Origin of the sequence: Pseudoxanthomonas sp. 22568, assembly GCF_052044485.1 — a bacterium.
In the GTDB taxonomy this organism is placed as follows: domain Bacteria; phylum Pseudomonadota; class Gammaproteobacteria; order Xanthomonadales; family Xanthomonadaceae; genus Pseudoxanthomonas_A; species Pseudoxanthomonas_A beigongshangi.
The window spans coordinates 38984-61049 of the sequence record NZ_JBQENC010000011.1 but is presented as its reverse complement, the minus strand read 5'-3'; the positions used below and the strand labels follow the sequence as shown (position 1 = coordinate 61049).

The window sequence follows — 22066 nt, the reverse complement described above, 5'->3', positions numbered from 1 at the left end:
CGACATGAGCCAGATCCCCGTCCCGCCGCCGAACTGGTGGAGCCGCAACTGGAAGTGGTTCGTACCAACGCTGGTGGTGACGGGGATGGCCCTGATCGCCGCCTTCATCCTGGCGATCATGAGTTTCGTGTTCGGCATGATGAAGTCATCCGAGCCGTACCAGACCGGACTTTCACGCGCCCGTGCCGACGCCGCCGTGGTGGCGGCGCTGGGCGAACCGATCACGCCGGGCTATTTCGTCCAGGGCAACATCGACGGCAGCGCCGCGTCCGGCGAGGCGAACCTCGCCATCCCGCTCAAGGGCAGTCGCGGCGCGGCCACGCTGTACGTGGAAGCGAGCAAGCGGGCAGGCGAATGGCAGTACGAGACGCTGGTGGTGGCCCTGGACGGTGGCCAGCGGATCGATTTGCGGGATGAAGACGACGACGCCGGGGAATTCGGGCGCTGAGTCCGCACCGGCGCGCACCTCAGAAGCGGTGGTCCGCGCTTTTCAGCACCAGGCCGTCGACGTCCTTGTGCCACCACAGGATGACGGCGGCCCGCGGCGTCGTTGCCAGCGGGATCACACCGCCCGGCTCGCCTCCAAACAGCGCATTCCCGGATATTCCGACTTCGTCCAGAACCGTCGGCGCCAGCCAGCGCCCGGCCGCCGGGTCATAGCGATCCAGCACAATCTGGAAGCGCCCATCGTCGCGCACGCGCCGCTGCGCAGGAGGCGGCGCCACCCGCCCGATCGACACCACCGCCCGGATATCGTCGACACGGAAGGTGCGCATCCGCCGACGGTCGAGTTGGACGAATCCCTCCGGCAGCGTGAACGGAGGCGTCGCGTCGGCACGCCATTCCCACGGCTCCGACGTATCGGCGACCGCCGCGTAGTGCGCCAGCGCACCGACCGGATTCCATCCACCCACCGCGTCGAATTCGGATCCGCCGATCACGAACAACCGCGCATCGTCCTCCAGCCAGCCGATGCGTACCGGCCACGGCGTGAGCGGCAGCGGATGCCACGTGCCCGCGGGTACGGGCAGCAGCGCGCCCGCCGTGCGGTCGCCTCGTTCCCAGCGGAGTGCGACGCCGCCCGACGGCGCGATTTCCAGATCGCTCAGTTCACCGCCGCAGCCGTCCTGCCGGCAGTCCGTCAGCCGCAGCGGTTGCGACCATCGCCGGTCCTGCGGAGCGCGGCGGGCGACGAAGACATCCCGGCCGATCGGCGGTGCGGTGACTTCACTCCAGGCGGCCCAGATCGTGCCGTCAGCGCCGCTCCGCAACCACGGCGTGCAGGCGATCGCGTTGGCGCAGCGCGCGAGCACCCGCGGCGTCTCCCAGCGCCCGTTGCGCACATCGAACCGGCTCGTCTTCAGTTCGTTGCGGATCCGCGCGGCCAGCAGGAAAGGACGGTCGACCACTTGATCGTTCCAGGCCACGGTCACGTTGCCATCGCCGTCCATGGCCGCGGCGGGCGGCGTGCTGACGCCAAACCCGTATCCTCCGGTCCGGCGCGGGTCCACCGGGATCGCCTCGCTCCAGCGCTCGCGGGCGGCGTCGAAACGCGCGGCCAGGAGCGCATGCCGCCGCTGGGGCGCGACGCTGCTGGACAAGGCCCGCACCGCGCGCGCCTGCGTGTCCGCGATCTCCGACCAGATCGCCGTCGCATCTCCGTCCGGCGCGACCAGCAAAACCAGTTCGTGCACATCCGCCTGCAACGCCTTGTCCGCAGGGGTCACGCGCTGGACCGCTTGCCATGCCGCCTGCCCCGCGAGATGCCGCGCGACGAAGACGTGCCGTCCCGTCGAGGTGTCCTGCATCCAGGCCACGAACACCGTTCCCGCCGCATCCGCCGCCGCCTGCAGATTGAAGGAACGCTGCCCGGGAGCCGTGGGTTCCGGACCGATGCGAACCGCCGCGCTCCACGTTCCTCGCGCGGCATCGCGGCGAGCGGCGTACGCGGTCGCACCCTCGATCCATGCCAGGGTGAGGCTGCCGTGCGCATCGGCCACCGCCTGCACGCCATCTAGGCGCTTCACCCGCGCGATCTCCGCGACAGGACCCGCTCCGGACCCGCGATCAGGCGCCGGCGTCATGCCTGTGCCCTGCATGCCGCGCCCACCCGCCGAAGCAGCGAACACGCAAGCCATGAACACCCATCCCGGCATCGTGCGAACCAACGTCCGTGCCTTGCCATGCTGGCCTTCCGTCCTCGCACGCATCCTCCACCACCTCACCACCGGCAACCGTCGTCTCCGGAAACCTCGATGCCGGGTACCCAGGAAAATTCCGTCCGCTTGCCGGTGCGTGCGTTCGTGTAGGCCATGGAGTGGATCTGCGCTCCCTGGCTGACCATCTCGTAGCGACCGTTGACCTTGCCCTCCAGCATCTCCTGCCAGGTGGTGGTGAACTGATACGGGCGGCCAGGCACCATTTCCTCCACTTCCTCGCTTTCGCGCACCAGCGGCAGGCTGTCGCGCGAACCCGCGTAGCGCACCGCGCCGCCCGACCAGGCGATCGCGGCGTCGTGATAGAGACGGAGCTCGAAGCGGACGGGACGTGCGCCTTCGGAGGTGAAACAGCGGATGTCGGTGCTGACCGCGCCCTGGGCGCTGCCCGCCATGCACAACGCGAGCGCTGGAAGAAGTTTTCTCATCGGAATCCTTGGGCCGGGGGCGATGCAGGATGCCAGCCCGGACGACATGGCGGGACAGCGTGCGGAGAGGCGAGCGTAGCCTTCGGGTGACAGCACGGGAATCGGAACCGTCCGAGCGTCCACGTCGTCCATGCGGGGTGATGCGTCATTCGCCCAACGGGCGGCAGGGAATCCCGAAATCGATGTGGTAATGCTCGTCATGGCGGACCCAGGCCTGCCCCGGCATGAAACGCACCTGCCGGCGGATGAAGTCGCCGCGGCGGGTGCGGTACAGGGCCGGGATCAGCGCCGGATCGAAGATGACCCGCTCCATCGCGATGCCTTCGCGGCGGGCGGCGGCGTGCACCGCATGCAGGTGTTCGGCGATGGCTTCGTAGTCGATGCGTAGATTGCCATGACGGCCCAGGCGATCGAACTCGATGCCATAGCCGAACTTGTTGTCCACGCGGGAAGGCAGCGGCACCGAGCGGCCCGATTCGTCGAGCACCGGCACCATGAAATCAACCGCCAGTCCGTTCTGGTGGGTGCGGTGCGGGCGAAAGGGTCCGCCCTGCGCCCATCCCGATTCGCCGTAGACGAACACGCGATCGGGCATCGATTTTTCCAGCGCACCGTAGGCGTGGGTGATCACCCGGACCACGCGCGAATGCGCATGGGTCCGGCCGAGGCGGACGCCCAGTCCGCTGTAAGGCTGGAAGTTGGCGCCGGAAACGGGGATCCGTGCCGCCTTCTCCAGGCGACCATGGCCGGGCGTGCCGAAACAGACGCTGTCGGTGGCGAAACCGGCGGATGCGATGACGAGCGTGGCCAGTCCGGCCAGCAACGCCAGCCTTCCTGGCAGGCGCATGCGGGATCTAGCGCGCGGGCGGACTGGTCGGCGGAACGGTCGCCGGTGGCGGCGCAGCCCCCGGCGGCACGTAGATCGCCACGCCGGCGGCGCGCTTCTGGGTGGTCGGGATGCCGATGCCGACGCCGCCACCGCTGTGGCGTCCATAGCTGCCGGCACCGACCGACATGCCGACCGGCGAACCGCTCGAACCCACGCCCATCAGCACGACGCCGTTGGCGCCCAGCGCCGCGGCCTCGCGCTTGAGCCGGGCGACCGCGGCGTCGGTCTGGCCCTGGGTGCCGAAACCGACCGCGCTGGTGGATTCCAGCTGGGCGATTTCCACCGAACCCGGAGGCGGTGTGCTGTAGACCTGGACCTGGGCCGGGTCGATCGGCGCGCGCGCCGTTCCCAGCATCACCTTGGACGTTCCGGCGCATCCGGTCAGCAGGATGGCCAACCCCAGCATGGCGGCAAGACGGACGGACATGGCACGACTCCCGTGGTTTGCGCCGGATCATCCGCCGCAGGGACTGAATATGGCATATCCGCGCCGGTGCCCCGGGATCCCCGGGCCGCGCGGTATCATGACGGCCTGTTCATGCGTATCCGTACCGAAAGATGAGCGTCGTCCCCGACTTCCGGCCCAGCAGCGCACGGCTGGCGGTCGACCATGTCCCCGTCGCCGCGCTGGCCCGCGAGCTGGACCGGCCGGACACCCTGGCGATCTTCGGTTTCGGCGACACCGCGCCCACCCGCGGGCAGGTGTCCGATCCGCGCTACCTGCACGTCCCGCTGCAGCCGCTCCACGGCACCGCTTGCCTGGAAGTCTGGCGCTCCCCGGCGACGGTCTTGTCCGGCGTCACCGATGACGGCATCAGCTGGGCCAGCGACGGCGAACTGCAGTTCGGCGTGCTGGAAATGGAAGAACCCGAAGGCGGCATCCTGCTGGCCGGTGAACTCGTCTATCGCCGCCTGACCGGGTTCTGGCAGGCCAGCGGTTACCCGCACCTGCTGCGCATCTGGAATTACCTGGACGCGATCATCCTGGGCGAAGGCGATCACGAGCGCTATCGCCAGTTCTGCGTCGGCCGCGTGCGCGGGCTGGGTCCGTTCGACACCGGCACCCTGCCGGCGGCCACCGCCGTCGGCAGCCGCGACGGCCGCCGCGTGCTGCAGGTGTACTGGCTGAGCGCACGCGTGGCCGGCACGCCGCTGGAGAATCCGCGCCAGGTCAGCGCCTACCGCTATCCGCGCGAGTACGGCCCGCAATCGCCGAGCTTCGCTCGCGCGCTGCTGCCGACCTCGGCGCCGGCGTTGCCGCTGTTCCTGTCCGGCACCGCCGCCATCGTCGGCCACGCCTCGCAGCATGCCGAATCGCTGAAGGCGCAACTGGACGAAACCCTGACCAACCTTGACAGCCTGATCGGCGCGGCGCGCGCACTGCGTCCGCAGTTGCCCGCCCACCTGGATGCCTCGGCGCGGCTGAAGGTCTACGTGCGCGATGCCGAAGACGCCGAAGAGGTCGCGGCGCAGCTGGCGGCGCGCCTGGGCGGCGAGGTGCCCTACCTGATGCTGCTGGGCGACGTGTGCCGACGCGAGCTGCGGGTCGAAATCGAAGGCATGCACGGCCTGGCGGCTTGATCGCCGTCGCGCCGCACCCATACTCGGGGCATCGCCGGCCCTTTCCGGCGCGGAGATGACATCGATGGGTCTGATCAGTCTGCTGTGGGGCATCGTCGCGATGGTCTGGATGGTGCTCGCCCTGATCCCGCTGCTGGGATGGGGCAACTGGTTCCTGATTCCGTTCGCCGCGGTGGGCGCGATCATCGCCGCCATCGGCGTCCTGTTCACCTCCGCCGGCAACCGCGGCCGCGCCAAGACCGGCCTGGTCCTCAACGGCATCGTCATCGTGGTCGCCATCGGCCGCCTGATGCTGGGCGGCGGCATCGTCTGAGCCGGGCCGTCCAAAACGTAATCGCCGTTGATTGAACCCCCCGGCCGCGCGGCGCAGACTGCGCCGGCCGGGTTCCCCCCGCTGCATTGCCCGGCGTCGTCCGCCCCTGCGTCCTTGCACCCGGGCCGTCGCGATCCGGTGGGCGCAGGCGTCCCTGTGTCCTGCAATGGAGCGCCTCATGAAGCACTCGCATCCGTCCTGGTGGCTGCTGGCGGGTTTCGCCGCCTGCCTGACCGCCCAGGCCAGTCCCCAATCCTCGCCGCCCGCGGCGACGCCTCCCCAGACCGAAGCCACCGCCGCCGACAGCAAGGTCGCCATCGACCCGAAGACCGGCAAGCTGCGTCCACTGACGCAGGAAGAACGCCGGCAACTCAGCGAACAGTCCCGCGGCGCCGCCAAGGCGCGTCGCGCCGAGCCGCTGGGCGCGGGCAAGAAGGGGTTCGTGGCGCCCGCCACCGAGACCGAGGCCCAGGCCGGCCAGCGCCGGCTGCCCGCCGGCGGCCTGGTCCAGCCGGTGCCGGAAAGCAGCATGACCGACCTGATGATCGTCCGCGGCGCGGATGGCCAGTTGCGCATGGGCCATGCCGATGACGCGTCGAAGCTGCAGCAGGCGAAGGAGGCCAGCGATGAATAGGATGATCCCGTTGCGTGCAACCCTGCTGGCGGCGCTGGTCTGCGCCTTGCCGGCCACCGCCGCCGATCTGGTCCTGGTCAGCGGCGACGCCGGCACCGGACTCGGCCTGGACGATCCGACCCCGAAGGCGCCGGAAGGACTCAATCCCGGCACCACCCTGGGAGCACAGCGCACCCTCGCCTACCAGTTCGCGATGGATCTGTGGGGTTCGGTCCTGCAGAGCGACGTCACCATCTATGTCGGCGCGAGTTTCCAGCCGCTGGCCTGCACGCCCACCAGCGCAACACTGGGATCGGCCGGCACCACCTTCGTGTTCTCCGACTTCGCGCCCGGCGTGGTGCCCAACACCTGGTACTCCTCGGCGCTGGCGGACTCGCTGGCCGGCAGCGATCTCAATCCCGGCTTCATCGACATCAACTCGCGCTTCAACGGCGACATCGGCGTCAATCCCAACTGCCTGACCGGCCAGGACTGGTACTACGGACTGGACGGCAACACGCCGGCCGGCAAGATCAATTTCCTCAATGTGGTCATGCACGAGATCGGCCATGGCCTGGGCTTCCAGGGCTTCACCAACTCGGCCGGCAACTTCCTCAGCGGGCGGCAGGACATCTATTCGACCTTCGCCTACGACAACACGCTGGCGGCGACCTTTCCGCAACTGACCGCCACGCAACGCGCCACCGCGCTGCGCAACACCGGGCGACTGGTGTGGACAGGCGGCAACGTCAACGGCCAGGCCGCGCTGGTGCTGGACAACCGCAGCGTGCTGAAGGTCACCGCGCCGGCGGTGATTGCCGGCAGTTACGACGTCGGTTTCGCCAACTTCGGACCGGTGCCGACCACCGCCAACTTCGCCGGCACCGTGGTCGCGGCGCTGGACGGCGGCGTCAGCACCACCGACGGCTGCGAGCCGATCGGCAATGCCGCCGCCGTGGCAGGCAACATCGCACTGGTGGATCGCGGCAACTGCAACTTCGTGATCAAGGCCGCCAACGTGCAGGCGGCCGGTGCCACCGGCATGCTGGTCGCCAACAACGTGGCCGGGCAGCCGGCGATGGGCGGCAGTGACCCTGCGATCACCATTCCCAGCCTGGGCGTCTCGCAGGCCGATGGTGCGCTGATTCGCGCCAACCTGCCGGCGAGCGTCGGTTTCGGCGTGGATACCTCACTGCTGCAGGGCGCCGACAACAGCGGGCGGGTACGGCTGTATGCGCCGAATCCGTACGAAAGCGGATCGTCGTTCTCGCACTACGACACCGCGCTGGTGCCCAACGCGCTGATGGAACCGGCCATCACCTCCACCCTGCGCGGCGAGGTGAACCTGGATCTGACCCCGGCGCTGTTCCAGGACATCGGCTGGCAACTCAATCCCGGCAACGCGCGCATCGGCAACTGCACCACCAATGTCGACGTGGTCGGCAGTGGTGGCCTGATCCCGGGCGCGAACGTGCAGGCCTGGAGCAACCTGTGCCTGCGCACCAGCGGCAGCAAGGACGTCTACCAGGGCTGCATGGATGCGTACAAGACGCGCTCGCTGGCCAGCGGCCTGCTGGTCGGCAACCAGGGCGGCAAGGTGATGGCCTGCGCGGCCAAGATCATCAAGTAAAAACAAGCGGATAGACAGACCCGGAACGGCGCCGCGAGGCGCCGTTCCGATATCCGCGCCAGCCTGCGCGCATCGGTCGCAGGCCGGCTGGAATCCGGGGGCGTATGATCGCGGCATCCCCCAGGAGCGAGCGATGGCTTATCCCTATACGCGTCCGCGCCGCATGCGCCGCGACGATTTCTCCCGCCGGTTGATGCGCGAGCACGTGCTCACCGCCAATGATCTGATCTACCCGGTCTTCGTCCACGAATTGAAGGGCCGCGAGGCGGTGCCGTCGATGCCGGGCGTGGATCGCCTGTCGATCGACGAACTGCTGAAGGTCGCCGAGCAGGCCGCCGAACTGCGCATCCCCGTGCTGGCGCTGTTCCCGGTGACCGCGCCGGAAGCCAAGTCGCTGGACGCCGAGGCGGCCTGGGACGATGACGGGCTGGCCCAGCGCGCGGTGCGCGCGATCAAGCAGCGTTTCCCGGAACTGGGCGTGATGACCGACGTGGCGCTGGATCCGTTCACCACTCATGGCCAGGACGGCATCATCGATGACAGCGGTTACGTGATGAACGACATCACCGTCGAGGCGCTGGTCAAGCAAGCGCTGTCGCATGCGCGCGCCGGCGTGGACATCGTCGCCCCCAGCGACATGATGGACGGACGCATCGGCGCCATCCGCGGCGCACTGGAAGAGGAAGGCCACATCCACACCCGCATCATGGCCTACTCGGCCAAGTACGCCTCCGCGTTCTACGGCCCGTTCCGCGACGCGGTCGGCAGCGCCGGCAACCTGGGCAAGGGCAACAAGTTCACCTACCAGATGGATCCCGCCAACACCAACGAGGCGCTGCACGAAGTGGCGCTGGATCTGGAGGAAGGCGCGGACATGGTCATGGTCAAGCCGGGCATGCCCTACCTGGACGTGGTGCGGCGGGTGAAGGACGAATTCGGCGTGCCGACCTTCGCCTACCAGGTCAGCGGCGAGTACGCGATGCTGAAGGCCGCCTACGCCAACGGCTGGCTCGACGAACGCGCCTGCACGCTGGAAGCACTGACCGCGTTCAAGCGCGCCGGCGCCGACGGCATCCTGACGTATTTCGCGCTGGATGCCGCGCGCTGGATGCGTGGGGGTTGATTCGGGATTCGGGATTCGGGATTCGGGATTCGGGAATCGGGAATCGGGAATCGGGAATCGGGAATCGGGAATCGGGAATCGGGAATCGGGAATCGGCAAAGGCTCGCCTTTGCCTCCCCCTTTGTAAAAGGGGGATTGAAGGGGATTTGCTTTTCGCGCCAAAAGCAAATCCCCCGTTAAATGCTGCGATTCGGGAAAGCGCTTGGCTTCTGCCTCCCCCTTTGTAAAAGGGGGATTGAGGGGGATTTGTTGTTCGCGCCGAGAGCAAATCCCCCGTCATCTGCTTCGCAGATGCCCGCCCCCTTTTTCAAAGGGGGCTTAAGTGGAAAACCTCCCTGTTCGGAAGCTGCGTTTTTCTTTTGCTTTGATCCGCCATCCTGCTGTCGAGAAGCACCTGCAAAAGGGGCTTTCATGACTCACCCCTGCAAACACCCCGCCTTGCCGCGCCGCGTCGGCGCCAGCGTGCGATAGATATCCAGTTTGCCCGCCGTCGGCGCGCGCGCGGCGCCGCTCACCAGCATTTCGCTGGGCCGTGAGGGATCCACCACCGGTCCCAGCGTGGTGCCTTCGGCCGAATTGAACGACAGCGACCACGGGGCGATGCCGGAATAGGCCTGGCCATCGCATTCGGCGACGAACAACTGGATCGGCTGCTCGCCGGCCTTGTCCGAACGCGCGAACACCAGCGCCTTGCCGCCATCGAGCCAGGCCGCGTCGAATTCATCCACCGCGCTGTTGATCCCCGGCACCGGTTGCGGATCGACGAAGGCCTTGCCGTTCCAGCGCGCGACGAACAGGTCATGGCGCCCGGCGCCACCGAACCCGTTGCTGGCGAACAGCAACCGGCGGCCGTCGGCGCTGGGCGTGGGCGCCCATTCGTTGCCGGCGCTGTTGACGCCCGGCCCCAGGTTTTCCGGTTCGCCGAAGCCGCCGTCCGCCTTCACTGCGGCGCGATAGAGATCGTCTCCGCCGTGGCCACCGGGACGGTTGGAGAAGAAGTACAGCCAGCGGCCGTCGGCGCTCAGCAGCGGGTCGAAGTCGTTGGCGGCGGAATTGATCGGCAGCGGCTTCGGATCGGTCCAGCGCTTGTCACGCAGGTGCGCCTGCCACAGGTCCCAGCCGCCCGCGCCGCCGCTCCGGTCGGTGCTGCCCCAGACGATCCGCTGTCCGTCCGGACTCACGCTGCCACGCACTTCGGTGGCCGGCGTGGACACCACGCCCATGCCCTCGATGCCGAACTCGGCCAACTGCCCGGCCGCGGCGGCTGAGAGTAGACTGCCGATCAGGACGGCAGCCGCCCGTGTTGGTTTCATGGTGTCGCTCCGTGCCGGTTCCCTCACCCACGGGATATATACCAAGTCATGTCCACCGTTCGTTATGCCGTTTTCGGCCATCCGGTCTCCCACTCGCTCTCGCCCCGCATCCATGCCGCGTTCGCGCGCCAGACCGGCGTATCGCTGGCCTACACCGCCATCGACGCGGCGCCGCACGAGTTCGTCGGCGCGCTGGATCGGTTCGTCGGCGAGGGTGGCAAGGGCGCCAATGTCACCCTGCCGCTGAAGGAAGCCGCGTTCGCGATCTGCGCGCGCACCAGCGAGCGCGCGCGGCGCGCCGGCGCGGTGAACACGCTGAGCTGGAACGACGGCCAGTGGCACGGTGACAACACCGACGGCGCGGGCCTGGTGCGCGACCTGACCGGTCGCAACGGACTGGACCTGCGCGGTCGCCGCGCCCTGATGCTGGGTGCCGGCGGAGCCGCGCGCGGGGTCGCCCCGGCGTTGCTGGATGCCGGCGTCTCGGAACTGATCGTGGTCAACCGCACGCCCGAGCGCGCCGATGCCCTGATCGATGCGATGGGGGAGCCGGAGCGTGCGCTGTCACGCTATTGGCAGGACCTGGGCGATATCGGTGACTTCGGCCTGATCGTCAATGCCACCTCGGCGGCGCGCGGCGGCGGCGAGGATTTCGATTTGCCGTTCACCCTCACCACGCCGCGCACGCTCGCGGTGGATCTGAACTACGGCGAAGCCGCCATCCCGTTCCTGGCCTGGGCCAGGGCGGCCGGCTGTCGCGACGCGGTCGATGGTCTGGGCATGCTGGTCGAACAGGCTGCCGAGGCCTTCGAAGCCTGGCATGGCGCGCGCCCCGACAGCGATGCCGTGTATGCCGCGCTGCGCGGCAAGGACGCACTGCTGGTCACCGCCGACTGAAGCCGAATCACGGAGACGCCGATGGAACCGTTCCTGATCCAGCTTCTGACCGTGGTCGGCTACCAGTTGCCGGAACTGCTGGCCTGCGGTGCCGCGCTGGCCCTGTTGTGGATGTGGGCGCTGCCAGCGCCCGGCCGGACGCTGGCCTTGTGGGGAACCGGCCTGCTGCTGGGTTCGGCCGTGCTGCGGCTGCTGGCGAGCGTGTTCCAGGCCTGGAACATCCACCACATGCCGGAAGGTGGCTACGAGAGCATGCAGGGCCTCTTCATGGTGATTTCGGCGCTGACCATGCTGTTCGGCCTGGTATCGTCGGTCGGCCTGGTGCTGCTGGCCTGGGGTGCCGCCAAGGCGATGCGCGCTCCGCGCTGAGCGAACACGGTTCGGTGGAACCCGACGGTAGGAGCGGCCTCCGGCCGCGAGCTTTTTGAACGTCCCGTAATCCGCGCGCAAAAGCTCGCGCCGGGGACGGCGCTCCTACCCCCGGTTCGGTCGTGTGGTGACGCTGCTTTGGTGGTTCGATGGGGCGCGGAGCGACGGGCTACAGCAATCCGTCGCGCTTGACCGCCAGGTAGCGCTCCACCAGCGCCGCCGGCAGATCCGCGCAGGTCACGTCCAGCACCATCACGTGGTGTCGCCGCAGGGCGTCGTGCGCGATCGCGCGCTGCTCCAGGTAACGGGCAATCGCGCCGGCGTGGACGGCGCCGGGCAGATCCTTCACCGGCGCGGCCAGCGCCTCGTCCAGCTCGCGTTCGCGCAGGCTCGCCACGCACACCAGATGGCGCTTCTGCAGCAGCCGCACCGCGGCCAGCAGATCCTCGATGTCCTCGTCGCGCACGTTGGTCACCAGCATCACCAGCGAACGACGCCGCTGGCGCAACGACAGCTCGGTGGCCGCGGCCAGGTAATCGGTGGCGACCGGCTGCGGCTGCAGGTCATAGCTGGCCCGCAGCAGGGTATCGATCGCGCCCATGCCGCGCTGCGGCGCGACCCAGCGGCGCTCGCCACCGCTGGCGCCCAGGCCGACCGCGTCGCCCTGGCGCAGCGCCAGGTAGGACACCACCAGGGTGGCGTTGAGCGCGTGGTCGAAATGCGACAGGCCGCCTTCGCGCGCCATCATCCGGCGGCCGGTGTCCATCAGCATCACCAGTTGCTGGTTCTTCTCGTCCTGGTATTCGCGCGAGATCAACTTGCGCGCGCGCGCGGTCGCCTTCCAGTCGATCTGGCGCAGGCTGTCGCCCACCCGGTACTCGCGCATCTGGTTGAAGTCGGTGCCCTCGCCGCGCCGGCGCTTCAGGTGCGCGCCGACCAGCCGCGAAGCCTGTTCGGCACTGAACAACGCGAACCGGGTCAGCGGCGCGAAGTCCGGATACACGCGCACGGTGCGCGACTCGCCAATCCGGCGCGATTGCCACCACAGGCGCAGCGGCGAGTGCAGGCGGATCTGCGTGCCTTCGAAAACCGCGTCGCCGCGTTCGGTCGGGCTCAACCGATAGTGGAAGGACGTGGACTGGCCACGGCGCAGCCGCAGCCGCTGCGGCAGGCCCTGCATGGTCCAGTGGCCGGGATGCAGATCGAACACGTCCACGCGCTGCCGCGACGCCGCTTCCAGGCGCACCGACACCTCGCGCGCGATCCCCAGTGGCCACGCATCCGGCATCTCCCGCTCAACCACCGGCGATGGCCGGCGCCGCAGCCACAGCGCGTCGATCGCCGCCAGCAGGATCACCGCCGCGCCCGCGCCCAGCCAGGCCACCCGAGGCATGCCGGCGAACAGCGCGGCCAGGCCGGACAGGCCCCACAGCACCAGGCAGGCGATCAGTGGCCAGGCGGGTCTCATTTGCGCGGTGCTTCCACCTTGGCCAGCAGGGCGCGCAGCACGTCGTCCGGCGACTGGCCCTCGATCTGCAGTTCCGGCGCCAGCGCGATGCGGTGGCGCAGCGCGGGCGTGGCGATGTCGCGCACGTCGTCGGGCGTGACGAAATCGCGTCCCTGCAGCACCGCCTGCGCGCGCGCGGCGCGCACCAGCGCGATGCTGCCGCGCGGGCCGGCGCCCAGCGAAATGCCGGGCCATTTGCGGGTGGCGGCGACGATGCGCACCGCGTAATCGATCACCTGCTCGTCCACCGTCACCGCGGCGGTGCCTCGCTGCATGGCGAGGATGTCGGCCGCACCAAGCACGCGTCGCACCTGCGACAGATCGAAGTCGCCGGCGGTGCGGCCGGTGGTGATCGCGTCGACCATCCGCTTTTCGTCGTCCAGCGCCGGATAGTCGATCAGGATCTTCAGCAGGAAACGATCCAGCTGCGCTTCCGGCAGCGGATAGGTGCCTTCCTGCTCGACCGGGTTCTGGGTTGCGAGGGTCATGAACGGCGGCGCCAGTTCGAAGGACTTGCCCTCGATGGTCACCTGCCCTTCCTGCATCACTTCCAGCAGCGCGGACTGGGTCTTGGCCGGCGCGCGGTTGATTTCGTCGGCCAGCAGCAGGTGGGTGAACACCGGGCCGCGCCGGATCTTGAAGCTCTCGGTCTTGGGGTCGTAGACGGCGTGGCCGCTGACGTCGCTGGGCATCAGATCGGGAGTGAACTGCACGCGCGCGTAGGTCAGTTCCAGCGCCTGCGCCAGCGCGCGCACCAGCAAGGTCTTGCCCAGCCCGGGCACGCCCTCGATCAGCACGTGGCCGCCGGCCAGCAGCGCGATCAGGATCTGGTCCAGCACTTCGGCCTGGCCGATGAACGCCTTGGACACTTCCTCGCGCACCTGGGCGGCGCGTTCGGCCAGGATTTCGCCGGTCATTGCGCCGTCGATTGCGGCGGTGGAATCGTTCATAGTCGGTTTCTCAGCTGGATCAGGGTGGAAATGCGGTCTCGGAAGCCGGCCTTGTCCTGCGTGGACGGCGTCTGCAGGGCGTTGCGCACGGTCTCGACCGGGATGTCCAGGCGCTCGGCCACCGCCTGGATCTGGGCCTCGCCGGCGAGCGCGGCGGCCACCGGATCCCGGCGGCGCAAACGGCTCAGGAAGGCCTGGCGGGCGGCGATGTAGAGCAGCACGCCGCGTCCGTAGCGGAACAGGTGATCGCCGCTGGCGCGCACGTGTTCCAGCAGCGAACGGCGATCCATCGGCGGTGCCGGAAGCGGCGGGCCGAAGCGCTGCATCCGCGACCACAACCACGCCAGCAGCGCGACCAGCAGCGGCAGCCAGACCATCCAGCCACGGAACAGGATCGTGCGCAGCAGCGACGGCATGTCCGCGGCGTAGACCAGGTGCATGGTGCCGGCGCCGTAGTTGGGCGCCAGCACCTGTCTCGCCAGCGCCTGGTGCGGCGGATCGCGCAAGCCGCCCTGGGGCGCCTTCAGCGGGTCCCCGAACGGATTGCCGGCACCGCCCTGGTTGGTCAGGAAATCGAAGTCCGCCAGCACGTCGACATGGCCGTCGCCATGGGCCAAGCGGGCGTAGACGTAGCCGGCATCCAGGTCGCCCCAGGCCAGTTCCGGTTCCACGTCGTGCAGGCGGAAACGCCGGCCGCGACAGAATTCGACGTGCGCGCGCTGGCCTTCCACCTGCAGGTCGGCGCAGTTGCTGTCGTCGGTGCTCTCCACGCCCAGCCACTGCAACAGCAGCGGATCCGGGCTGCCGTCCCAGATTCGCTGGGGCGGCGTGCGCACCAGCAGGTGGCCACCGCCTTCCACCCAGTCCAGCAGCCGTTCGGCCTGCACCGCGTCCAGGCCACTGGCTTCGTTGAACAGCAGCACGGTATCGCGCGGTCCCGGCGGATGCGCGTCCAGTGCGAGCCGCTGCCGCGACTGCGCCTTTACTCCATCGGCCTCCAGCGCCTTGCGCAGCGCGTAGAGCGGGTTGTACGCCGCCTCGCCGTTGGGCGGCAGGTACAGGGTCTGGTCGACCCGGTGGTAGTTGCGCGTGAACCAGTACACGCCGGCCGCGATCAGCAAACCGCCCAGCAGGGTCAGGGCGACGATGAGGGCCACCTTTCCGGGTCGCTTCATGCCAGCCACCCGCCGCGCGCCTGCATCTGTCCCAGCAGGGATTCGAACTCCGCTTCCTCCGGCAGCCGCTGCGCATAGGCCGCGTACTGCCAGACCCGGACGATGCGGGCGAACAGCTGCCGATCCTCCACCTGCGCCATCCGCCGCGACAGCCGCAGGCATTCGGCCTCGGTGGCGCCCGGCGGCAATTCCACCTGCGCGCGGCGGCCCATCGCCTGCACGCCGGCCCGGTACAGCAGCGCCAACGCGTCGCGCGCGCGCCCTTCGCGCCACAGGCGACGGGCGACGCTCGCCACGTCATCGGGCAGCGCTTCGGGAATCCGTACCGGTTCGCTGGCAACGTCGGCATCGAACACTGGCGAACGTCCGCCCACCCCGCGCATCCACGGCAACCAGTAGCGCGCGGTCGCCAGCAGGATCAGCACCAGCACGCCGAGCAGGATCCACAAGCCCCATTCGGCGAGGAAGGCGAACAACGCCGCCACGCCCTGTAGCCAACCCATCTGCGGACGCCGGGGGGGTGTCTCGGGCTCGGCCTTGTCGATCCGCTCCCACTGCTTCTGCACCACGCTGCGGTTGAGCGACGGATCCCGGTAGGCCTGCGCGCTGGCGCGGCGGAAACCGCCATCGTCAACCCGCTGATCGCCGAAGACTTCCGGCAGGGTCGGCGGCTTCGGTGCGTCATCGGCGTCATCGGACACCACGTGCGCGTCGGAATCCTCGGCCGCTGGAACCTCCGGGTCCTCGCTCTGCGCCCGCGCCATTCCCGGCACCAGCCCCCCCATCAGCACCAGCGCGACAACCAGCGCCGACGCGCCGCGGGCGAGCCGGCCGCGCAGCTTGCGGAACACGATCTCCACGTCCCACGCTTCAAGCTGGGTGCGGCGGTTGAGGTACAGGCCGAAGCCGGCGCCGACGAAGAACGGTTCCACCACCGACATCGCCATCCAGGCCAGCGCGTTGAGGCCAATCCTCACCCAAGCCGGCGACTGCTCGACGATCAGCGTCCAGGTGGTGCGCAGGGTTTCCGGCAGCAGCTCCAGCGGCGTGAACATCAGGATGCCGGCGATGCCGCCCAGGAACAGCGCGCCTTCGAAGTGCAGGCAGACCAGGGTCAGCAGCGCGGCGTTTCCGTAGATCGCTCCCCCCAGCACGCGACGGCGTTCGCGCAGGCGCTGGCCCTGCACGCCTTCCAGCAGGTCCACCGGCAGGTACAGTGAACGCACCGGGCTCAGGCGCCGCCAGGTCAGGTAGTGCAGCATCGGCTTCCAGCCCCAGATCGCCTGCGCGCGCACGGTCTCGCGTACGCCGGGCACCGCGCCGAACACCGCGCGCGAGGCGACGTACATCGGGATGCGGTCGAACACCGGCTTGAGCCACCACATCAGGAATCCGGCCAGGCCGATCAGGTCGAGCGCCCAGCCGGCCGCGTTGAGCAGCACGAACACCGGCAGCGTCACCAGCAGCCAGGGCTTCCAGATCGCGGCCGCGTGCCGGCGCACCAGCGCCATGCCCAGTTCCATCGCCTCCCAGGACGAACGCGCGCGCAGCTGGACGGTGAGCTGTTCAAGCCTCATCGGGGGTTCCCCGGCCGCCGCGCCACAGCCACAACAGCACCAGCGTCCACAGCGTCGCCGAGACGCCGTATTTCACCGGGGCGGGAATCGACTGGATCGAGGACCAGAACGCTTCGATGAAGGCGGCGACAAAGAACATCAACGCCGCGCCCAGGCAAATCCGCGCACCCTTCCAGCCGGCCTCGACCAGCGCGTCCACCCGCCGCCGCCGCCCGGGCGCGAGCAGGTTGTAGCCCAGCCGCAGGCCGGCGCCGCCGGTGATGACGATCGCGGTCAGCTCGAACGGCGCGTGCCCGGCGACGAAGCGCCAGAGCGGATCGGCCGAACCGATCTGCTGGAGGTGGCCGAACGAGGCGCCGATGTCCACGCCGTTGAAGATCAGCACGTAGATCGGTCCCAGGCAGCCCAGCAGCCCGCTGGCGAACACGCGCAGGCCGATGCTGGTGTTGTTCATGATGTACACGCCGAACATGTACCAGTCGCTGCCCGAGTCGCGGCCAAGCCGGTGGCGCGGGTCGTTGGGATCGAACATCCGCTCCATCGAGGCGATTTCCTCCGGCGCCTTGATCCCGTGGATCAGCTCCGGCTGGTACTGCAGCAGCACGAACAGCACGATCATCGGCAACGCGAACAGCGCCGCGGCGACCCACATGCAGGCCGCCTCGCTGCGGACCAGCCGCGGGAAGTCGGCCAGCACGAACACCAGGGCGCGCCGCCAGCGCGGCGGCGGCGTGCGGTACAGCAGGTTGTGGCCGCGCTGCATCAGCTGCTGCAGGCGATCGGTGATCTGCGGGCTGTAGCCGCGCTTGCGCGCCAGTGCCAGCTGCTCGCAGATGCGGCGATAGCGGGCCGGCACGTCCTCGTCGGCCAGTTCGGCGCGGTTGCGCGCGTCGCGCGCCTGGCGCGGCTCTCCACGCAGATCCAGCCAGTGTTCGAAGGCCAGCCATTCGCGCTGGTAGCGGGCGACGAACTGTTCCTGCCTCATCGACGCCCCACCAGCCAGTTGGCCATGCCGTACAGGCGCAATACGCCGGCCTGTCCCTGCGCCTGGGTCAACGGCGCGACGATGTCGGCCAGCTCGGCCTGGCGTGCCGGCGTCAGCAATGGCGCGCGTTCGCCGAAGGCGACGATCGCGGCCTGTTCGTCGGGCTGCAGCCCGGGCGGCACCGCCACCACCACGTCGGCCGGCGCCGGCACGGCGTCGCGCGAATGATCCACGTGGACCACGACGGTCCTCGCCACCATGTCGCCAAGCCGGCGGCCATGCGGATCGGCCAGGCTGCTGATCAGCCCGGCCATGTAGCCGAACGGCAACATGTCGACCGTGCGCAGCAGGTTGCGGGTGATCGCCGCGAGCCAACCCAGCGGCGCGCCGTCGGCCGACACCACCCGCAGGCCCATCGCGCGCTTGCCGACGGTCTGCCCGTTCCAGAACGCCTCCAGGGCGATCGGGTAGATCCAGTAGACGATGAACATCAGCACCATCGACAGGCCCTGGCCCATCTTGCCCATCAAGCCGAGCACGGTGCCGACCACGAACAGGATGCCCACCCGCACCGCCAGATCGATCGACCAGGCCACCGCGCGCGGCACCGGGCCGGAAGCCGGCAGATGCAGGGCGACGCCCTCGGGCGTGATCACCTCACGGTAGGTGTCCAGTTTCAATGCGTCACCTGATGCCGGCCCGCGTGCGGGTGCCGGCGATGCGCCGTCCTGGCGATATCTGCGTGCTGCGCGCCATGCGCGATCCGATCCCCTGTTCCATCCGTTGCGACTTTAGCCGCCACGGCGGCGCTTGCCCAGTCCGCGCAAGGCTACACTGCCGCCATGTCATCGCTGTTTCCCTGCCGCGCCGGATGCGCCGCCTGCTGCACCGCGCCGTCCATCGCCTCGCCGATCCCCGGCATGCCCGCCGGCAAGCCGGCGGGCGTGGCCTGCGTGCAACTGGACGAGGCGCTGCGCTGCCGGCTGTTCGGCCAGCCCGAACGCCCCCGGTTCTGCGCCACCCTCAAGCCGGGACCGGAAATGTGCGGGCGTAGCCGCCAGGAGGCCATGGCCTACCTGGACGCGCTGGAGCGGGCCACCCGGCCCTGATGCCTGGCGATGCATATCAACTGACGGTCGGCTTTTCCTTCTTGCCAGCGAACACACGCCGGATGCCCGCGCCGATGGCGACCACGCCGATCAGCAGCAGCTTCCAGAACTTGGCAAACACCAAGCCGATCTTTGCGAACAGGCCGGCCTTCGCCGCGAGTCCGCCGCCGACCAGCGCCGCCAGGCCGTAACTGGCGACCTTGTCGGTGGATGCGTCGAAGTCGGCGTAGCGGGCGCCAGCGTCGAACTCGGTCATCGGCAGCAGTTCCTGCATGCCTTTCTGTACCTGCGCCAGTTCGGTCATGTCGGCCACCGCGTTGAGGCTGAGATAGCCATGCCGCCCGAGTACACGGATGTCGTAGTTCAACGTATGTTCGGCGCTGCCGTTGAAGGACAGTTCCTTGGCCCAGTAGAGCTTCTTGGCCGAACCGTCATAGCGCGGCGGCACCGCCCAGCCGACCAGATCCACGGTGCCGTAACCGGCCTCCTTGCGCGCGCCGTTCTCCTCGCTCGTGGACTTTTTCATTTCGGTCAGCATCTCGGCGTAGTCGATCTTGGCCGCGTCCTCGTCGGAGACATAACCCTCGTCCGAGTAGGTGACCACGACGGCCCAACTGTCGTCGGCCAGCAGATCCGGCTTGCGCGGCACGATCAGGCCCAGCACCGATTCATCGGGCGGATTGCCCCACAGATCCTCCAGCACGCGGCGGGCGTCGACCTGCTCCAGGTAGCGGAAGTCCGGCGTCAGCTGGAAGCGCGCGTGTGCCTTTGGCACGGTGATGTCGCCCTCCTTGAACTGCAATCCCGCGACGAACTGTTCAGCGCTCGGGCCGGCGTCTTCCCCGTCTTCCTGCGCCATTGCCGGCGTTCCCCACGCCAGTGCCACGGCGGCCAGCAGGCCACCGAACCATGGTTTCAGCATTTTCTTCCCCGTTGATGGACAGATCCCTGTCCCGCGCCAGTGTTGCCGGAGCGCCGGCGGCAGGCAAGCCTCCGGCCATCGGCAAAGGATTCGGCGGGTTCCAGGCAAGCCGGAACGCAATCCCGGCAACCGGCGGGTTCCGGCCGGACCGTGGAAACCGGGCGGCGTCAGTCCTTCGCGGCCTGCAGGTACTGGTCCTTCAGGCGCACGTAGTGGGCGGCCGAGTAGTGCAGGCTCTCGATTTCCTTGTCGCTGAGCCGGCGGGCGAAACGTGCCGGATTGCCCAGCCACAGTTCGGCCTCGCCGATGACCTTGCCGGGACCAACCACCGCGCCGGCGCCGACGAAGCCGTACTTCTTCACCGTCGCCCCGTCCAGGATGCACGCGCCCATGCCGATCAGGCACAGGTCCTCGATGGTGCAGGCATGGATGATGGTGCCGTGGCCGACGGTGACGTCGGCGCCGATCAGGGTCGGATAGCCGGCCCGGTTGTACGGGCTGTGGTGGCTCACATGGATGATGGTGCCGTCCTGCACGTTGGTGCGGGCACCGATGCGGATGTGGTTGACGTCGCCCCGGATCACCGTGCCCGGCCACACCGAGACGTCCTCCGCCAGTTCGACGTCACCGATGACGGTCGCCGCCGGGTCCACGTAGACGCGCGGGCCGAGGGCGGGAAAACGGTCAAGATAGGGGCGGATAGCGGTCATGTCGCCATTGTAGCGACCATACGCACGCGTCCGGGCCTACACTCCGGTGCATGGACACTCCCGCCGACACGCCCGCGACCGAACTCCCCTCCACCCTCGACCGCCTGCGCGTGGCCTGGCAGGCACGACGACCCGACCTGGCCCAACGGCAGGCGGATCTGCAGCGCCTGCGCGACGCGCTCAAGCGCCGGCTGGACGAGATGGCCCGCACCATCGCCGCCGATTTCGGCCACCGTTCGCTGCACGAGAGCCGCATCGCCGACGGGATGACCGTGCTCAACGAGATCGATCACCTGCTCAAGCACCTGCGCCGCTGGATGCAGCCGCGCCGGGTCGGGGTGGGCTGGCGGTTCTGGCCCGCCAGCGCGGAGATCCGGCCCGAACCGGTCGGCGTGGTGGGCGTCATCGCGCCATGGAACTACCCGGTCAACCTGGCCCTGATCCCGCTGGCCACCGCCATCGCCGCCGGCAACCACGTCTACCTGAAACCCTCCGAACACACCCCGCGCACCACCGCGTTCCTGCGCGAACTGCTGGCCGAGGTCTTTCCCGCCGATCGGGTGGCGGTCGCCAGCGGCGGTCCCGAGATCGCCTCGGCCTTCGCCGGCCTGCCCTTCGACCATCTGGTGTTCACCGGTTCCACCGCGGTGGGCCGCAAGGTGATGGCCGCCGCCGCGCCGCAGCTGACCCCGCTGACCCTGGAACTGGGCGGCAAGTCGCCGGCCATCGTCTGCGACGACTATCCGCTGGAGCAGGCCGCGGCGCGGCTGGCGACCGGCAAATGGTTCAACGGTGGCCAGACCTGCATCGCCCCGGACTACGTGCTGGTCGCGGCGCACCGCCGCGATGCGCTGGTGGAAGCGCTGCGCAAACAGGTGAAGGCGCGCTACGGCGATCTGCAGAATCCGGGCGACTACACCCGCATCATCAACGACGGCCAGTTCGCGCGGCTGCGTGGCTATCTGGACGACGCGCAGACACGTGGCCTGACGGTGATTCCGCTGGCCGGCGCCGAGGATGCCCGGGAGCGGTTGTTCCCACCGACCCTGGTGCTGGATCCGGGCGATGACGCCAAGGTGATGCAGGATGAGATCTTCGGCCCGATCCTGCCGATCCGTTCGGTCGATTCGCTCGACGAGGCCATCGCCTACGTCAACGCGCACGATCGCCCATTGGCGCTGTATCCCTTCAGCAACGACCGTTCCCGGATCGAGAAGATCCTGAAGAACACCCTGGCCGGCGGCGTCACCGTCAACGACACCGTGCTGCATTTCGGCATCAACGATCTGCCGTTCGGCGGCATCGGTCCCAGCGGCATGGGCGCCTACCACGGCAAAGCCGGCTTCGACGCGTTCAGCAAGGCCCTGCCGATCCTCTGGCAAAGCCGCCGCGCCGGCAGCGACATGCTCAAGCCGCCCTACGCGAAGGTGGCGCGTTTCATCGACTTCATCGTCCGATAGCGCCGGCGACCTCCCGGCCCCGCGTCGGCGATGCCGAAGCGGGCCGGAATCCGGTTCTCGTTTCGGCGCAGACCGAGATCTTTCCCCCGTCGTTCCGGCGAACGCCGGAATTCATTGACGGCAGAATGGGTCCCAGCTTGACCGACCTACCGGTCGTTGGAGGCCGCCGGGATGACGACGGCGCGATTGGCAGGCCCCCGCAGGAAACGAGGGTGGCCGGGTCCGACCATGCAGATCGCGCAAGGTTGCCGCGACACCGATCAGCAACCAGGCGGTTGCCGAGAGCGGAGATTGGTTGG

The 22066-nt window shown here is 68.9% G+C and carries 23 protein-coding genes; 10 read left to right on the top strand and 13 right to left on the bottom strand.

Annotated features, from left to right (window positions below):
- Positions 1-4: 4 nt before the first annotated feature.
- Positions 5-448, top strand: coding sequence for a cytochrome c oxidase assembly factor Coa1 family protein (locus ACTJI2_RS14475; protein ID WP_318288000.1), 444 nt, complete (start codon positions 5-7; stop codon positions 446-448).
- 19 nt (positions 449-467) lie between these two features.
- On the opposite strand, the gene ACTJI2_RS14470 is transcribed toward ACTJI2_RS14475, so the two are convergent.
- The 4 genes from ACTJI2_RS14470 to ACTJI2_RS14455 all read right to left on the bottom strand — a co-directional run bounded on the left by ACTJI2_RS14470 (position 468) and on the right by ACTJI2_RS14455 (position 3960).
- The gene (locus ACTJI2_RS14470; RefSeq protein ID WP_440842547.1) at positions 468-2027 is read right to left on the bottom strand and encodes a hypothetical protein; all 1560 of its coding nucleotides are present in this window, start codon (positions 2025-2027) and stop codon (positions 468-470) included.
- A gap of 194 nt (positions 2028-2221) precedes the next feature.
- Entirely contained in the window at positions 2222-2644 is a 423-nt protein-coding gene (locus ACTJI2_RS14465) for a hypothetical protein (RefSeq protein ID WP_183639637.1), read from the bottom strand.
- Positions 2645-2789: 145 nt separating this feature from the next.
- Positions 2790-3491 (bottom strand): penicillin-insensitive murein endopeptidase, encoded by a 702-nt coding sequence (locus tag ACTJI2_RS14460; protein ID WP_318288002.1) that lies wholly within the window; start codon positions 3489-3491, stop codon positions 2790-2792.
- A 7-nt stretch (positions 3492-3498) separates the two neighbouring features.
- A complete protein-coding gene (locus ACTJI2_RS14455) occupies positions 3499-3960 on the bottom strand; it encodes a hypothetical protein (RefSeq protein ID WP_183639638.1) in 462 nt (153 codons plus the stop codon).
- A gap of 131 nt (positions 3961-4091) precedes the next feature.
- On the opposite strand from ACTJI2_RS14455, the gene ACTJI2_RS14450 reads away from it, so the two are divergent.
- The 5 genes from ACTJI2_RS14450 (at position 4092) to hemB (ending at position 8793) form a co-directional block, all read left to right on the top strand.
- On the top strand, positions 4092-5114 hold the full coding sequence (locus ACTJI2_RS14450) for a pteridine-dependent deoxygenase (RefSeq protein WP_318288003.1): 1023 nt from the start codon (positions 4092-4094) through the stop codon (positions 5112-5114).
- A gap of 64 nt (positions 5115-5178) precedes the next feature.
- Positions 5179-5427: a hypothetical protein gene (locus ACTJI2_RS14445; RefSeq protein ID WP_183639639.1), complete on the top strand. Its 249-nt coding sequence runs from the start codon at positions 5179-5181 to the stop codon at positions 5425-5427.
- A gap of 178 nt (positions 5428-5605) precedes the next feature.
- Entirely contained in the window at positions 5606-6061 is a 456-nt protein-coding gene (locus tag ACTJI2_RS14440) for a post-PEP-CTERM-1 domain-containing protein (protein ID WP_183639640.1), read from the top strand.
- Positions 6054-7670: a PA domain-containing protein gene (locus ACTJI2_RS14435; protein ID WP_183639641.1), complete on the top strand. Its 1617-nt coding sequence runs from the start codon at positions 6054-6056 to the stop codon at positions 7668-7670. Before ACTJI2_RS14440 ends, ACTJI2_RS14435 begins: the two co-directional genes overlap by 8 nt.
- 133 nt (positions 7671-7803) lie before the next feature.
- Positions 7804-8793: a porphobilinogen synthase gene (gene hemB / locus ACTJI2_RS14430; RefSeq protein WP_440842546.1), complete on the top strand. Its 990-nt coding sequence runs from the start codon at positions 7804-7806 to the stop codon at positions 8791-8793.
- A gap of 416 nt (positions 8794-9209) precedes the next feature.
- Here hemB and ACTJI2_RS14425 read toward each other — a convergent pair whose 3' ends face one another.
- Positions 9210-10106, bottom strand: coding sequence for a TolB family protein (locus tag ACTJI2_RS14425; protein ID WP_440842545.1), 897 nt, complete (start codon positions 10104-10106; stop codon positions 9210-9212).
- A gap of 48 nt (positions 10107-10154) precedes the next feature.
- Between ACTJI2_RS14425 and aroE the strand changes: the two genes are divergently transcribed.
- The gene (gene aroE / locus ACTJI2_RS14420) at positions 10155-11003 is read left to right on the top strand and encodes a shikimate dehydrogenase (RefSeq protein ID WP_203323223.1); all 849 of its coding nucleotides are present in this window, start codon (positions 10155-10157) and stop codon (positions 11001-11003) included.
- Positions 11004-11024: 21 nt separating this feature from the next.
- On the top strand, positions 11025-11372 hold the full coding sequence (locus ACTJI2_RS14415) for a hypothetical protein (protein ID WP_440842544.1): 348 nt from the start codon (positions 11025-11027) through the stop codon (positions 11370-11372).
- 169 nt (positions 11373-11541) lie between these two features.
- On the opposite strand, the gene ACTJI2_RS14410 is transcribed toward ACTJI2_RS14415, so the two are convergent.
- From ACTJI2_RS14410 to ACTJI2_RS14385, 6 genes are read right to left on the bottom strand one after another with little or no spacing between them, the layout of a single operon-like run.
- Positions 11542-12840 (bottom strand): DUF58 domain-containing protein, encoded by a 1299-nt coding sequence (locus ACTJI2_RS14410; protein WP_183639646.1) that lies wholly within the window; start codon positions 12838-12840, stop codon positions 11542-11544.
- Positions 12837-13796, bottom strand: coding sequence for an AAA family ATPase (locus tag ACTJI2_RS14405; protein WP_225562395.1), 960 nt, complete (start codon positions 13794-13796; stop codon positions 12837-12839). Before ACTJI2_RS14405 ends, ACTJI2_RS14410 begins: the two co-directional genes overlap by 4 nt.
- A gap of 29 nt (positions 13797-13825) precedes the next feature.
- Positions 13826-15004: a DUF4350 domain-containing protein gene (locus ACTJI2_RS14400; protein ID WP_440842543.1), complete on the bottom strand. Its 1179-nt coding sequence runs from the start codon at positions 15002-15004 to the stop codon at positions 13826-13828.
- Positions 15001-16581, bottom strand: coding sequence for a DUF4129 domain-containing protein (locus ACTJI2_RS14395; RefSeq protein WP_440842542.1), 1581 nt, complete (start codon positions 16579-16581; stop codon positions 15001-15003). Before ACTJI2_RS14395 ends, ACTJI2_RS14400 begins: the two co-directional genes overlap by 4 nt.
- On the bottom strand, positions 16571-17566 hold the full coding sequence (locus tag ACTJI2_RS14390; RefSeq protein WP_183639650.1) for a stage II sporulation protein M: 996 nt from the start codon (positions 17564-17566) through the stop codon (positions 16571-16573). The genes ACTJI2_RS14395 and ACTJI2_RS14390 overlap by 11 nt, the downstream gene beginning before the upstream one ends.
- A complete protein-coding gene (locus ACTJI2_RS14385; RefSeq protein ID WP_183639651.1) occupies positions 17563-18246 on the bottom strand; it encodes an RDD family protein in 684 nt (227 codons plus the stop codon). The genes ACTJI2_RS14390 and ACTJI2_RS14385 overlap by 4 nt, the downstream gene beginning before the upstream one ends.
- Before the next feature lie 162 nt (positions 18247-18408).
- Between ACTJI2_RS14385 and ACTJI2_RS14380 the strand changes: the two genes are divergently transcribed.
- Positions 18409-18675, top strand: coding sequence for a YkgJ family cysteine cluster protein (locus tag ACTJI2_RS14380; protein WP_183641432.1), 267 nt, complete (start codon positions 18409-18411; stop codon positions 18673-18675).
- Positions 18676-18691: 16 nt separating this feature from the next.
- On the opposite strand, the gene ACTJI2_RS14375 is transcribed toward ACTJI2_RS14380, so the two are convergent.
- The gene (locus ACTJI2_RS14375; RefSeq protein ID WP_440842541.1) at positions 18692-19597 is read right to left on the bottom strand and encodes a DUF2167 domain-containing protein; all 906 of its coding nucleotides are present in this window, start codon (positions 19595-19597) and stop codon (positions 18692-18694) included.
- 167 nt (positions 19598-19764) lie between these two features.
- A complete protein-coding gene (locus ACTJI2_RS14370) occupies positions 19765-20307 on the bottom strand; it encodes a gamma carbonic anhydrase family protein (protein WP_440842540.1) in 543 nt (180 codons plus the stop codon).
- 50 nt (positions 20308-20357) lie between these two features.
- Here ACTJI2_RS14370 and ACTJI2_RS14365 point away from each other — a divergent pair, with 50 nt between their 5' ends.
- Positions 20358-21767: a coniferyl aldehyde dehydrogenase gene (locus tag ACTJI2_RS14365; protein WP_183639654.1), complete on the top strand. Its 1410-nt coding sequence runs from the start codon at positions 20358-20360 to the stop codon at positions 21765-21767.
- The last annotated feature ends 299 nt before the right edge of the window (positions 21768-22066 follow it).

Coding starts and splice junctions, on each gene's coding strand:
- ACTJI2_RS14475 (WP_318288000.1), top strand. CDS start 5: ATGAGCCAGATCCCCGTCCCGCCGCCGAACTGGTGGAGCCGCAACTGG.
- ACTJI2_RS14465 (WP_183639637.1), bottom strand. CDS start 2,644: ATGAGAAAACTTCTTCCAGCGCTCGCGTTGTGCATGGCGGGCAGCGCC.
- ACTJI2_RS14460 (WP_318288002.1), bottom strand. CDS start 3,491: ATGCGCCTGCCAGGAAGGCTGGCGTTGCTGGCCGGACTGGCCACGCTC.
- ACTJI2_RS14455 (WP_183639638.1), bottom strand. CDS start 3,960: ATGTCCGTCCGTCTTGCCGCCATGCTGGGGTTGGCCATCCTGCTGACC.
- ACTJI2_RS14450 (WP_318288003.1), top strand. CDS start 4,092: ATGAGCGTCGTCCCCGACTTCCGGCCCAGCAGCGCACGGCTGGCGGTC.
- ACTJI2_RS14445 (WP_183639639.1), top strand. CDS start 5,179: ATGGGTCTGATCAGTCTGCTGTGGGGCATCGTCGCGATGGTCTGGATG.
- ACTJI2_RS14440 (WP_183639640.1), top strand. CDS start 5,606: ATGAAGCACTCGCATCCGTCCTGGTGGCTGCTGGCGGGTTTCGCCGCC.
- ACTJI2_RS14435 (WP_183639641.1), top strand. CDS start 6,054: ATGAATAGGATGATCCCGTTGCGTGCAACCCTGCTGGCGGCGCTGGTC.
- hemB (WP_440842546.1), top strand. CDS start 7,804: ATGGCTTATCCCTATACGCGTCCGCGCCGCATGCGCCGCGACGATTTC.
- ACTJI2_RS14425 (WP_440842545.1), bottom strand. CDS start 10,106: ATGAAACCAACACGGGCGGCTGCCGTCCTGATCGGCAGTCTACTCTCA.
- aroE (WP_203323223.1), top strand. CDS start 10,155: ATGTCCACCGTTCGTTATGCCGTTTTCGGCCATCCGGTCTCCCACTCG.
- ACTJI2_RS14415 (WP_440842544.1), top strand. CDS start 11,025: ATGGAACCGTTCCTGATCCAGCTTCTGACCGTGGTCGGCTACCAGTTG.
- ACTJI2_RS14410 (WP_183639646.1), bottom strand. CDS start 12,840: ATGAGACCCGCCTGGCCACTGATCGCCTGCCTGGTGCTGTGGGGCCTG.
- ACTJI2_RS14405 (WP_225562395.1), bottom strand. CDS start 13,796: ATGACCGGCGAAATCCTGGCCGAACGCGCCGCCCAGGTGCGCGAGGAA.
- ACTJI2_RS14400 (WP_440842543.1), bottom strand. CDS start 15,004: ATGAAGCGACCCGGAAAGGTGGCCCTCATCGTCGCCCTGACCCTGCTG.
- ACTJI2_RS14395 (WP_440842542.1), bottom strand. CDS start 16,581: ATGAGGCTTGAACAGCTCACCGTCCAGCTGCGCGCGCGTTCGTCCTGG.
- ACTJI2_RS14390 (WP_183639650.1), bottom strand. CDS start 17,566: ATGAGGCAGGAACAGTTCGTCGCCCGCTACCAGCGCGAATGGCTGGCC.
- ACTJI2_RS14380 (WP_183641432.1), top strand. CDS start 18,409: ATGTCATCGCTGTTTCCCTGCCGCGCCGGATGCGCCGCCTGCTGCACC.
- ACTJI2_RS14375 (WP_440842541.1), bottom strand. CDS start 19,597: ATGCTGAAACCATGGTTCGGTGGCCTGCTGGCCGCCGTGGCACTGGCG.
- ACTJI2_RS14370 (WP_440842540.1), bottom strand. CDS start 20,307: ATGACCGCTATCCGCCCCTATCTTGACCGTTTTCCCGCCCTCGGCCCG.
- ACTJI2_RS14365 (WP_183639654.1), top strand. CDS start 20,358: ATGGACACTCCCGCCGACACGCCCGCGACCGAACTCCCCTCCACCCTC.